The organism is Mesorhizobium sp. LNJC394B00 (assembly GCF_000502555.1).
Taxonomy (GTDB): domain Bacteria; phylum Pseudomonadota; class Alphaproteobacteria; order Rhizobiales; family Rhizobiaceae; genus Mesorhizobium.
The window spans coordinates 78,854-91,029 of the sequence record NZ_AYWH01000002.1; the positions used below are offsets into that span (position 1 = coordinate 78,854).

Sequence of the window (12,176 nt, forward strand, 5' to 3'; positions counted from 1 at the left end):
AATCAACGATCCCAAAAATAGTATTGCCAATACTCATGCGGGATCTCTCGCTCCGAGAGCCCGATGTCGCGCCTCAGATAGTCGCCTTCCGGGGGCAAGCGCCGCCTTTCAGACAGATACGCCGGCAGCTTCGACGCGAACCGCCATAGACGGCCGAGCACGGAGGTTGGCCGGCCGGTCTTTCCCAGCACAGGCCCGATTCCACCGAGCGGCAGGCCATCAGGCAGTTCGCCATGGCCGCGAAGGACAGTTTGATGCTCATCATCGTGGCGACCGAACGCAGGATCAGAGGTAAAAGTAAGGGTCAAGAACCCGCACCTCCGTGATCTTGTCGACCGGCAGCGAGTTTTTCTGAGCGGTGCTGCGGATAGCTTCGGGCGTCGGCGCGTCGTAGATGCAGAAGCTGTGCTTCTTGTCGGGCGTGACGAAGGACTGGATCCAGGTGACGCCCTTTTCGGCATTGCGCATGACGACGCCGCCGACCGCAGTGGCGCCGATATCGGTCATCGGAATGTTGAGGCCGTCCGGAAATGTGCGTTCAATCAGGTAGCGAGGCATGGAAGGTTTCCTTTTCCATTGGTTCACGCTCGATCGGAGCGTTGCTGGACGTTGACCACGCCGGCCCGGCCCGCGCATCGGAACGATTCCCCATATTTGGCGGGACGATTCCCTATATTGGCGTCGTTCTTTGTGGAAAGAGGCACGGCAATGTGTGCAAGGTCACATTGCGTCGCTTTCTTCACGGGCTAATCGTGAGCGGCCCGCCATGGTGGGAAAACTCCGATCCTGTGAGACGATGACAATGATGCTTCTGGAACGGCAGACGCAGCTGCAGCAGCTGGAGACACTGCTTGGCGATGCAATAGGCGGCCATGGCCGCGTCGCGGTACTGGCGGGGGAGGCCGGCGCCGGCAAGACGGCGCTTGTCGAGGCATTCGCGGCCCGCGTCGGGCAAAGCGCGGCAATGTTGCGCAGCGCTTGCGAGGATCTGTCGATCCCCGATCCGCTGGGGCCGCTCTACGATCTGGCCCGTGAGGCGCAATGGGCGCTGCCGCGCGCCATCGACGCCCGGCATGGGCAGAGACTGCCGCTGTTTTCCGATGCGCTCGACGCTTTTGCGGCCAAGGGACCGAGCCTGCTGGTGATCGAAGACCTGCACTGGGCCGACGATGCCACGCTCGATTTCGTGCGCTTTCTCGGCCGGCGTATCGCCAACACCCACATCCTGCTGTTGCTCACGGCGCGCACCGACCGCAGCGAAGGACAGATGCGCGTGCGCCGCGCCCTTGGCGAAATCCCGGCCGGCAGCGTGGCGCGCATCGACGTGCCGCTGCTTAGCGAGGCGGCCGTGCTGTCGCTCGCCGATGCGGCCGGACGCGATGGCGACGCCATCTACCGGGCGACCGCAGGCAATGCCTTCTTCGTCACCGAATTGCTGTCGGCCGAAAACGAAATGGCACTGCCGGCAAGCGTGCGCGACGCGGTGCTGGCAAGGGCCGAGCGGCTGTCGGTTGGCGCCCGGGCCATGCTCGACGCGGTGTCGGTGTTTCCGCGCCGCGCCGACGCCTGGGCCCTGCAGGGCCTGTGCGGCGTTGCCAGCGCCGGCCAGTTGGCCGAGTGTGTCGCCAACGGCCTGCTTGACGATCTGGGCGACGGCTACGCCTTCCGCCACGACATCGCGCGACGCGCCATCGAAATGATGCTGACGACGTCGCACAGGCGGCAGTTCAACCAGCGTGCGCTGGCGGCACTGCTCGAAAATGGCGACGTCTCCACAGGCCGCCTGGTGCATCATGCGGTCGAGGCGCACAATCTGGCGGCGGTGCGCGAACTTGCGCCAATCGCCGCGCGCGAAGCGTCGCGTGTCGGCGCCCATCGCGATGCCGCCGGCTATTACGAAATCGCCTTGCAGCAGGCCGACAGCCTGCCGGCCACGGAACGTGCGGTACTCTACGAAAGCCATGCGTTCGAGTGTCATCTCATCGGCAAGATCGACGACGCGCTTGCGGCGCAGGGCGAGGCGCGCCGACTGCATCAGGCAGACGGCAACAGGCTGAAGGAGGGCGACAGCCTGAGATGGCTCTCCCGGCTGAGCGAAATGGGCGATGACCGCGAGGCGGCGGCCGCCTACGGAGCCGAGGCGGTGGCGATGCTGGAAGCGGCGCCCGCCGGCCCCGAACTCGCCATGGCCTATTCCAACCTTTCTCACCTGGCGATGCTGTCGGAGAGGGTGGAGGACACGCTGTTCTATGGCGAGAAGGCAGCGGCGCTGGCTGCGCGGATGAACCGTCCCGACATCGCCTCGCATGCCCTCAACAATGTCGGCTGCGTCGAGCAGTGGCTCAATCCAGATGCCGGACGCCTGCGCCTCGACGAAAGCCTTGAAATTGCGCTCCAAGGCAATTTCCAGGAACATGCCGCGCGCGCCTTCACCAACCGCGCCTGTTTCGAGATCACCCAGATGAGCTACGACGCGGCACGTCCGGTGCTCGAGAGCGGCATCCACTATTGCACCGAGAACGACCTCGGCACCTGGCGCGACTATCTCAGGGGCATGCTGGCCGATGTGCAACTGCGTCAGGGCCAATGGGATGAGGCCGCCGCGACGGCAAGCGATGTCATCGACAATGAGCGGACAACCACCGTGGGCCGGTTTCCGGCGCTGCTGGCACTGGCGAAACTGCGCCTGAGGCGCGGCGATCCCTCGGCCGAGCCGCTGTTCGCCGAAATGGCGCGCCTGGTCGGAAGCGGCGGCGACCTGCAGATGCTGAGCTCCTATGCGGCCTTGATAGCGGAGCAGGCATGGCTGGGCCTGGCCGACAGGCAAGAGGCGCTGGCGCTGATCACCCGCGCCGAAACGCCGGTGCGCTCGCGTGCCCATGTCGGGGAGCTGGCGCTGTGGCGAACATTGCTCTCTCCCGATATGCCGGCCGGCGACACCGCCGACATGGCGACACCATACCGGCTGCTTCTAACCGGCGACTGGCGTTCGGCTTCTGCACTCTGGGCCGAATTGAATGCGCCATACGAGCGCGGACTGGCGCTCATCCTCGGCGACGACGAGGGGCAGCGGCTGGCATTGGATATTTTCGACGGCCTGGGGGCAAGGCCGGCAGCCCAGCGCCTGCGCGATATCATGCGCAAGAACGGCGTTGGCGGCATCGCCCGCGGCCCGCGCCGCTCGACGCGCGCCAACCTCGCCGGCCTCACCTTGCGCCAGATGCAGGTGCTGCAGCTGATCGAACGCGGCCTCTCCAACAAGCGGATCGCCGAGCAATTGACGATTTCGCCAAAGACGGTCGATCACCATGTCTCGGCGGTGCTGGGCAAGCTGGATGCGGTGTCGCGCGGCGAGGCGACGGCGGCGGCGCGCGATTCGGGGTTGTTGTGAGAAGCTTGTTTTAAAATTTCGACTGAGAGGTCGCGATCCTTCGCGCCCCCCTCTGTCCTGCCGGACATCTCCCCCTCAAGGGGGGAGATTGGCTGTCACTGTGGCTTTCGCCAATTGTCGAAATTGAAAGAAAGTTACGGCGCCGAAGCTGCTGATCTCCCCCCTTGAGGGGGAGATGGCCGGCAGGCCAGAGGGGGGTGCTGTCCCGCCGACCTAATGATCAAGCAAACGCGCCATGGCAGTGCTTGTATTTCTTGCCTGAGCCGCAGGGGCAGGCTTCGTTGCGGCCGATCTTGCCCCAGGTCGCCTGGTTGTTCGGATCACGGTCTTCAGGAGCGACAATGGCGTTGCTCTCCTGGCGGACCAGAAGTGCGGTCTCGCCACCCTCGAAATCGTCCTCGCCCGTGGTGCCGTCAATGTGGCTGCCGAACATTTCAGGCGCTTCGGGCGGCGGCGCTTCGGCGGCCTGGCGGACCAGTTCGACGCGCATCAATTGCGCGGTGACGGCCTGGCGCAGATTGCCGAGCAGCGCCTGGAACAGCTCGAACGCCTCGCTCTTGTATTCCTGCAGCGGATCGCGCTGGGCGTAGCCGCGGAAGCCGACGACCGAACGCAGATGGTCGAGGTTGACGATGTGCTCGCGCCACNCTCGCGCCACAGATGATCGAGCGTCTGCAGCACCACCGAGCGTTCGACATAGCTCATCACGTCGGGGCCGAAGCGCTCGGCGCGCTCCTTGGCGGCGGCGTCGGCGGCCTTGGTCAGGCGCTCGCGGATGTCGTCCTCGGCAATGCCTTCTTCCTTGACCCAGTCCTCGACCGGCAGGTCGAGATTGAGGAATTCGGCGACCTCGGCCTTGAGGCCGGCGACGTTCCACTGCTCGGCATAGGCGTTTTCGGGGATGTTCTTGGTGACGATCTCCTCGATGACGCCTTCGCGCATCTCGGCGATCGTCTCGGACAGGCCTTCGCCGTCCATCAATTCGATGCGCTGCTCGAACACCACCTTGCGCTGGTCGTTCGAGACGTCGTCGTATTTCAACAGGTTCTTGCGGATGTCGAAGTTGCGCGCTTCGACCTTCTTCTGCGCCTTTTCCAGCGCCTTGTTGATCCACGGATGGATGATGGCCTCGTCTTCCTTGAGGCCAAGCTTCTGCAGCATGCCGTCCATGCGCTCGGAGCCGAAGATGCGCATCAGATCGTCCTGCAGCGACAGGAAGAATTTCGAACGGCCGGGGTCGCCTTGGCGGCCGGAGCGGCCGCGGAGCTGGTTGTCGATGCGGCGCGATTCATGGCGCTCGGTGGCCAGCACGTAGAGGCCGCCGGCGGCCAGCGCCTTTTCCTTCAGGCGCTCGACATCGGCAATGATTTCCTTTTCGCGCGCCTCGCGCTCGGGACCAGCAGGCATGTCGCCCAGTTCGTCCTCGATGCGCATCTCGGCGTTGCCGCCGAGCTTGATGTCGGTGCCGCGTCCCGCCATGTTGGTGGCGATGGTGATGGCGCCGGGTTTGCCGGCCTGGGCGACGATGGCCGCTTCGCGCTCGTGATGGCGGGCGTTCAGCACTTCGAAATCCTTGAACCCTTCCTTGCGCAGGCGCTCGGCCAGCTGCTCGGATTTTTCAATGGAGGTGGTGCCGACCAGCGTCGGCTGGCCCTTGGCGCGCGCTTCCTTGATCTCCTTGACGATCGCCTTGTACTTCTCCTCGACCGTCCGGTAGACCTCGTCGTCCTCGTCCTTGCGGATGACCGGCAGATTGGTCGGGATCTCGGTGACTTCGAGGCCGTAAATGTTGCCGAACTCCTCGGCCTCGGTCAGCGCCGTGCCGGTCATGCCGGACAGCTTCTTGTAGAGGCGGAAATAGTTCTGGAAGGTGACGGATGCCAGCGTCTGGTTTTCCGGCTGGATCGCCACATGCTCCTTGGCTTCGAGCGCCTGGTGCAGGCCTTCCGAATAGCGGCGGCCCGGCATCATGCGGCCGGTGAATTCGTCGATGATGACGATCTCGTCGTTGCGGACGATGTAGTCCTTGTCCTTCTGGAACAGCCGGTGCGCCTTCAGCGCGTTGTTGACGTGGTGGACGATGGCGACGTTCTCGACGTCATAGAGCGACTCGCCCTTGAGCAGGCCGGCCGCGCGCAGCAGGTTTTCCAGCTTCTCGGTGCCTTCCTCGGTGAAGATCGAGGTCTTCTGCTTCTCGTCGATCTCGTAGTCGGCCGGGCCGAGCTGCAGCATGAAGGCATCGATGGTGTTGTACATTTCCGAACGGTCCTCGAGCGGACCGGAAATGATCAGCGGCGTGCGCGCCTCGTCGACCAGGATGGAATCGACTTCGTCGACAATCGCGTAATTGTGGCCGCGCTGCACCATCTGCGCGCGCTCATACTTCATGTTGTCGCGCAAATAGTCGAAGCCGAGCTCATTGTTGGTGGCATAGGTAACGTCGGACGCGTAGGCGACGCGGCGTTCCTCGTCGGACAGGCCATGGACGATGACGCCAACCGAGAGGCCGAGGAATTTGTAGACGCGGCCCATCCATTCGGAGTCGCGGGTGGCGAGATAGTCGTTGACGGTGACGACATGGACGCCCTTGCCGGCAAGCGCGTTGAGATAAACGGGCAGGGTGGCGACCAGGGTCTTGCCCTCGCCGGTACGCATTTCGGCGATGCCGCCATTGTGCAGCACCATGCCGCCGATCAGCTGCACGTCGAACGGGCGCATGCCGAGCACGCGGCGGGATGCCTCGCGGACGGTGGCGAAGGCCGGCACCAGCAGGTCATCGAGCGTAGCGCCGTTGGCGATATCCTGGCGGAATTTTTCCGTGCGGGCCTGAAGCTCGGCGTCGGACAGCGCCCGCATCTCGTTTTCCATGGCGTTGATCGCCTCGACACGCGGCCGGGTCGATTTTACGCGACGATCGTTGGAGGAACCGAAAACCTTACGGGCGAGACCGCCGAGACTGACCATCCGATGGTCCTTTCGATAGAATTCTCAATTTTGAGATGAGCGCCGGCCGGCCCCATCAATTCCGCGTGAAACGCGGACAAACACAAAAAGCGCCCGGAAAACGGTTCTGGACGCAAAGTCGTTGGACAGATAAGAGGGGGCTCAACTGATGTCAACGCCGCGTTAGCCCTATGGGCAGCGCCAAATTCCGCCACAATCCGGCTGATCTGCAAGCCCTACCAATCCCCCCTTGGAGTTAATCTTGATGTCCTTACTGTTTCGCCGTGCGTCGCTCGCCAGCCTTGGCCTGGCCTTCGGCCTGTCGGCCCTGTCGCTGTCTCCGCTGATGGCCCAGGAAGCCGCTCCCGCCCCGGCCGATGCCGCAGCAGCGCCGGCGGCAGCCCCCGTCGATCCGAACGCCGTTATCGCTACCGTCAATGGCCAGAAGCTGACCGAGGCGGACCTTGGGCTTGCCGAGGGCGAGCTGTCGCAGCAGTTCTCGCAGTTGCCACCCGAGCAGCGCCGCGCCGCCGCCCTTTCGGCGGCCATCGAAATCCGCGTCATGGCCGCCCAGGCGGTCGCTACCGGGCTCGACAAGGATCCCGAATTCCAGCGCCGCATGGCGTTCCTGCAGCAGCGCGCGCTGCATGGCGAGATGGTCGAGAAGGGCGTCGTCGACAAGGTTACCGATGCCGAGGTGCGCGCCCGCTACGACCAGGAAATCGCCAGCACGCCGCCGGTCAATGAGATTCATGCCCGTCACATCCTCGTGAAGACGAAGGAAGAGGCCGAGGCGATCATCAAGCAGCTCGATGGCGGTGCCGACTTCCAGAAGCTCGCCAACGAGCATACCAGCGATCCCTCGGGCAAGACCAATGGCGGCGATCTCGGCTGGTTCGGCCCGGGGCAGATGGTGCCGGAATTCGACAAGGCGGCAGTTGCGCTCGAAATCGGCAAATACACCAAGGAGCCGGTGCAAACGCAATTCGGCTGGCATGTCATCAAGCTCGAGGACAAGCGCACCAAACAGCCGCCGGCCTTCGACGACGTCAAGGACCAGGCCAAGCAGGCGGTGATCCGCGACAAGTATTTCGCACTGGTCAAGCAGCTGCGCGGCGACGCAAAGGTTGAAATCCCCGACGCCAATCTGAAGAAGGCCGTCGACACGATGGAAGCCGGCAAGTAAGGCCGGCACCGAAAACATGCAAAGGGCGCCGTTCGGCGCCCTTTTCAATTGCGGGAGATGCCTGACATCACATAGCGGACAGTGGCAAGGATTGTCGCCTCATCTTCGTCCAGCCGGTTGGTCAAAAGGTGTTTCCAGGCATAGGAAGCGATGAGGTCGGCGACCAGCGCTGCGTCGATATCGGCCGCAACCTCGCCGCGCGCTTTGGCGCGCTCGATGATCCGAGCGGTGTGGGACACGCGCCCATCGGCATAGCCAGTCAGGGCCGCGGCCGCCGCTTCGTCCGACTGGGCCTCGGCGATCAGCGAGCGGAATACGCTGCCCGAGGATGTGTCGCGCCAATGCGCGAAGAGGTTCCTCAGGAAACCGACGAGGTCGTCTTCGAGACTGCCGGTATCGGGGACGTCGACACGCTTTTGCCGCTTGTAGACCTCTAACAGCAAGGCCGCCTTGCTCGGCCACCAGCGATAGATCGTGGGTTTGCCGGCGCGCGCCCGCCGCGCCACGGCCTCTATGGAGAAGCCGGCATAGCCGGCCTCGACCAGCACCGCCTCCGCGGCCTCGAGAATGGCCTCGGCGCTGTCTGGGTTGCGCCGCGCCCCGATCGATCTGCGCGCCGGATCCTCGCCCATGTCTGTCCTCGCCAGCAATCTCGCCGGCAATCCTGGCCAACAATCTCGCCGGCAATATAGGTGAGCTGGCAGGCAAACGAAACGGCCCGTTTCCAGCGCTTGTAGAAGCAGGCCTCACGTTCGCCCTGCGCGGGGATTTTCAGTTCATCGCTTGCGAGGTTTCCGAGGCGATCCGCCACTGGCCGTCGCTCTTCACCAGCCCAAGCGTGACGCGTGCCTTGCCGGTCATGCGCGCCGCCGATTTGTCTTTCGACATATAGTCGTAGCTCATCGCGAACACGGCTTCGGCGCGGTTCTCGCCCTGCCGCGTCACATTGAGGCTGCCGGGCTCGAGACTGAACGACCAGGATGCAAATTGCGCGAACCAGTCCGTCTTGAGCTTGACGACGGCGTCGCTGTCATAGCGCGTGCCGAAGATGGTGGCGGAAGGCGCATAGAGCCGCTTGACGGTCTCGCCGATCGCCGCGGCATCGGGCGCAAGATAGTCGTCGCGCAGGAATTTCTCGATTGCGGTCTTGTCGTCGCCTACAGACCGTTCGAGTGCCGCAACCTTTGTTTCGGGCGCCGGGGGGACGGCGGGCTTCGGCTGTGCAACCGTTTCGCCGCCGGGCACAAACTCAAACCGTTCGAGCAGCGAACCCTGTTCCCATGGGCGCTGTCCCTCGCGGGTTTCGGAGACCACGTCGCGGCGCACCGCGATCATCATGTCGTTGATGCTCTGGCCGGGCTCGGCCATGTGTCGCAGCAGGGCGGCGGCGAACGGCGAATTGCGCCCGGTGCCGTCCATGGCGACAGCGCCTGGCGCCGTCGAGAAGGCGATGAAGGAGCCGCGCGTCGAATCGAACTGCGCCAGACCGGCAAGCGCCGTTGCCGAGCGCGTGGTGGCGGTGCGGCTCAGGCTGCGGGCAAAGGGATTGTTGCGGCAGGCGTCAAGGAAAACCAGGCTGACCTTGGTCTGCTGCTCCATGATGTCGAGGACTTCGTCGATCGGCACGGCTTCGAGCTGCAGCTTGACCGGCATGTCGAGCCGGGCGTCGACCGGCACGATGTAGTTGCGCCCTTCCACCTGCAGGCCGTGGCCGGCGTAATAGAAAAGCCCGACGCCCGCACCTTCCAGCGCATCGGAAAATTCGCCGATCTTGCGCTCGAGTTCGCGCTTGCCGAGATCGTTGCCCTCGATGACGTCGAAGCCGATCGAGCGCAGCTTGCCGGCAATATCGAGCGCATCGTTGACCGGATTGGTGAGCGTGCCGGCTTCGGCATAGGTGCCATTGCCGATGACCAGCGCCACGCGCCGTTCCGGCTGCGCATCGGCGCTCAGGACCAAAAGCCCCATAAACGCCACCGCCAAGATCACCAGCCTGCCCATGGCCGATATCATAACGCCAGAGGCCCCGCCGACGCCAACGGATTTGAAATGCAAGCTTAATCCCTGGTGGCTTGCCCACAGCGGCGGCCAAGAAAACGCCCTTGCGCCGGGCCGTGCTATCGGGCAAACCGGCCTTCGCCCAGCGTTTTTCCGTCGCCCGAGGTCCCCAATGTCCGCAACGATTTCGCCGCTCGCGCCGAAGAAATATCCCAAAATGCCTGCCATTGAGGGCGTGCGCATCGCCACCGCAGAGGCCGGGATCAAGTACAAGAACCGTACCGACCTCTTGGCCATAGTCTTCGATGCCGGCACAGCGGTTGCCGGCGTGTTCACGAAGTCGAAATGCCCCTCGGCGCCGGTCGACTTCTGCCGCGAGAACCTTGGCGCCGGCAAGGCGCGGGTGCTTGTGGTCAATTCCGGCAACGCCAACGCGTTCACCGGCAAGAAGGGCCGCGCCTCCACCCAACTGACCGGCGAGGCCGCGGCCAAGGCCGCAGGCTGCACGCCAGGCGAAGTGTTCCTCGCTTCTACCGGGGTAATCGGCGAGCCGCTCGACACCACCAAATTCAGCCATTTGCTGGCCGGACTGGTCAAGGACGGCAAGCCGGATCTGTGGACCGAGGCGGCAAAGGCCATCATGACAACCGACACCTATCCGAAAGTGGCGACAGCGACGGTCAAGCTCGGCGACACCGACGTCATCATCAATGGCATCTCCAAGGGCGCCGGCATGATCGCGCCCGATATGGCGACTATGCTGTCCTTCATCGCCACCGATGCGCCGATCGCCGCCCCCGTGCTGCAGGACTTGTTGTCGCGCGGCACCGCCAAGACCTTCAACGCCGTCACCGTCGACAGCGACACCTCGACCAGCGACACGCTGCTGTTGTTCGCCACCGGAGCCGCTGCCAAGCGCGGCGCGCCCGCCATCAGCGATCCCAAGGATGCGCGTCTCGGCGCGTTCCGCCGGGCGCTGGGCAAGGTGCTCAAATCGCTGGCGCTGCAGGTGGTGCGCGACGGCGAGGGCGCCCGCAAGCAGGTCGAAGTCACCGTTACCGGCGCCAAATCGGCGCGCTCGGCCAAGCGCATCGCGCTGTCCATCGCCAATTCGCCGCTGGTCAAGACGGCGGTTGCCGGCGAGGACGCCAATTGGGGCCGCGTCGTCATGGCCGTCGGCAAGGCCGGCGAGCCGGCCGATCGCGACCGGCTGTCGATCTGGTTCGGCGACAACCGTCTGGCGCATGAGGGCGAACGCGACCCGGGCTACTCCGAGGAAGCGACCTCGGCCTATATGAAGCGCGACGACATTCGCATCCGCGCCGATATCGGTATCGGCCGCGGCAAGGCGACGGTGTGGACCTGCGACCTCACCAAGGAATATGTCGCCATCAATGGCGATTACCGGAGCTGATGGAGTTGGCTTCCAGGCATCCGGCAAGCATGCTGGCCATCGTGCGCCGCTACGAGGCGGCGGGTTTTCGCGCCTGGCCGGCGGCGGCCGTGCATTATGACGGCACCTGGGTGGTGCGGCTGACAGCCGGCCATCCGGCCAAGCGGCTGAACTCGGTCAACCCGCTCGATCCCGGCGACACCCAGCACATTGCCGAGCGCATCGGCCGCGCCAGCCGGCGCTTCGACGCCTATGGCAGGCCGCTGACCTTCCGCATCTCGCCGCTGTCGGGGCCGGACCTGGCCAAGCATCTCGACAATGAGGGCTGGAGCACATTCGACGAATCCCTGGTGATGCGGCTGCCGCTGGCAGACGCGCAACTGGCGCCGGCCATGGACCAGATTCCGCTGAAGGATATCAGCCGCTTTCTCGGCGCGTCGCTCAAGGTCAGCGGCTCGGATGCATCGCTGCGGCCCGGTCTTTCGGAAATCATCGGCGCCATCCAACCCGAAGTCGGGCTGTTTGCGCTGGAGGAAGGGGCCGACCCTCTGGCGGTGCTGATCTGCGTCCATGACGGCGATCTTGCCGGTCTGTTCGAGATCGCCACCGCCAAGTCGGCGCGCAATCAGGGCCATGGCCGCAACCTGATCCTGTCGGCGCTGAAGTGGGCGAGGCTGCGTGGCGCTCGCGAAGCCTGGCTGCAGGTCGAGGCCGGCAATGCGCCGGCGCTGGCGCTCTATCGCTCGCTGGGCTTCGACGAAGTCTATCGCTACCACTATCGCCGGCCGCCGGGCGCATGAGCGAGATCACCGGCAAACGCCTGCTGCTGGTCGCCGCGTGCGCGCTGGTCGATACCGATGGGCGGGTGCTTCTGGCGCAGCGGCCCGAGGGCAAACAGCTTGCCGGCCTGTGGGAATTTCCCGGCGGCAAGGTAGAGCCAGGCGAGACGCCGGAACAATGCCTGATCCGCGAACTGCAGGAAGAAATCGGCATCGAGACCGACATTCCTTGCCTGGCGCCGCTCACCTTCGCCAGCCATTCCTATGATGATTTCCATCTCCTGATGCCCCTGTTCGTCTGCCGCCGCTTCCGCGGCATCGCGCAGCCCAGGGAAGGGCAGGCGTTGAAATGGGTGCGGCCAAAGCAGATGCGCGACTATCCCATGCCGCCGGCCGACGCGCCGCTGATCCAGTTCCTCATCGACCTGTTGTGATACAAAGCCATTTCGCGGTCTGATCTAGCCAGCGTTAATGGAAGATTTATCT

Annotated in this window: 9 protein-coding genes and 1 pseudogene; 5 read left to right on the forward strand and 5 right to left on the reverse strand. The window is 64.4% G+C overall.

Annotation, left to right across the window (positions count from 1 at the left end; translation table 11 throughout):
* Positions 1-2: 2 nt before the first annotated feature.
* Together X751_RS1000000165325 and X751_RS158665 are read right to left on the reverse strand one after the other, a co-directional pair.
* Entirely contained in the window at positions 3-308 is a 306-nt protein-coding gene (locus tag X751_RS1000000165325; protein WP_081725564.1) for a hypothetical protein, read from the reverse strand.
* A complete protein-coding gene (locus X751_RS158665) occupies positions 286-558 on the reverse strand; it encodes a DUF4242 domain-containing protein (RefSeq protein ID WP_023685308.1) in 273 nt (90 codons plus the stop codon). Before X751_RS158665 ends, X751_RS1000000165325 begins: the two co-directional genes overlap by 23 nt.
* Before the next feature lie 244 nt (positions 559-802).
* On the opposite strand from X751_RS158665, the gene X751_RS158660 reads away from it, so the two are divergent.
* A complete protein-coding gene (locus X751_RS158660; RefSeq protein WP_031246947.1) occupies positions 803-3,391 on the forward strand; it encodes a LuxR family transcriptional regulator in 2,589 nt (862 codons plus the stop codon).
* 220 nt (positions 3,392-3,611) lie between these two features.
* On the opposite strand, the pseudogene secA reads toward X751_RS158660, so the two are convergent.
* Positions 3,612-6,355: pseudogene (gene secA, locus X751_RS01000000163550) on the reverse strand (preprotein translocase subunit SecA).
* Between the two features lie 244 nt (positions 6,356-6,599).
* Here secA and X751_RS158655 point away from each other — a divergent pair.
* A complete protein-coding gene (locus tag X751_RS158655) occupies positions 6,600-7,520 on the forward strand; it encodes a peptidylprolyl isomerase (protein ID WP_023744030.1) in 921 nt (306 codons plus the stop codon).
* A gap of 44 nt (positions 7,521-7,564) precedes the next feature.
* On the opposite strand, the gene X751_RS158650 is transcribed toward X751_RS158655, so the two are convergent.
* Together X751_RS158650 and X751_RS158645 are read right to left on the reverse strand one after the other, a co-directional pair.
* Positions 7,565-8,152: a TetR/AcrR family transcriptional regulator gene (locus tag X751_RS158650; RefSeq protein WP_023714960.1), complete on the reverse strand. Its 588-nt coding sequence runs from the start codon at positions 8,150-8,152 to the stop codon at positions 7,565-7,567.
* 139 nt (positions 8,153-8,291) lie between these two features.
* Positions 8,292-9,521 carry a caspase domain-containing protein gene (locus tag X751_RS158645; RefSeq protein ID WP_023744031.1) on the reverse strand — a complete coding sequence of 410 codons (1,230 nt, stop codon included), beginning with the start codon at positions 9,519-9,521 and terminating at the stop codon, positions 8,292-8,294.
* A 169-nt stretch (positions 9,522-9,690) separates the two neighbouring features.
* Between X751_RS158645 and argJ the strand changes: the two genes are divergently transcribed.
* Genes argJ through mutT form a run of 3 tightly spaced genes read left to right on the forward strand, consistent with a single transcriptional unit; the run spans position 9,691 to position 12,124 of the window.
* A complete protein-coding gene (gene argJ, locus X751_RS158640) occupies positions 9,691-10,932 on the forward strand; it encodes a bifunctional glutamate N-acetyltransferase/amino-acid acetyltransferase ArgJ (protein WP_023727008.1) in 1,242 nt (413 codons plus the stop codon).
* Between the two features lie 29 nt (positions 10,933-10,961).
* Positions 10,962-11,711, forward strand: coding sequence for a GNAT family N-acetyltransferase (locus tag X751_RS158635; RefSeq protein WP_023713717.1), 750 nt, complete (start codon positions 10,962-10,964; stop codon positions 11,709-11,711).
* Positions 11,708-12,124, forward strand: a complete 417-nt coding sequence (mutT, locus tag X751_RS158630; protein WP_023685791.1) for an 8-oxo-dGTP diphosphatase MutT — start codon at positions 11,708-11,710, stop codon at positions 12,122-12,124. Before X751_RS158635 ends, mutT begins: the two co-directional genes overlap by 4 nt.
* The last annotated feature ends 52 nt before the right edge of the window (positions 12,125-12,176 follow it).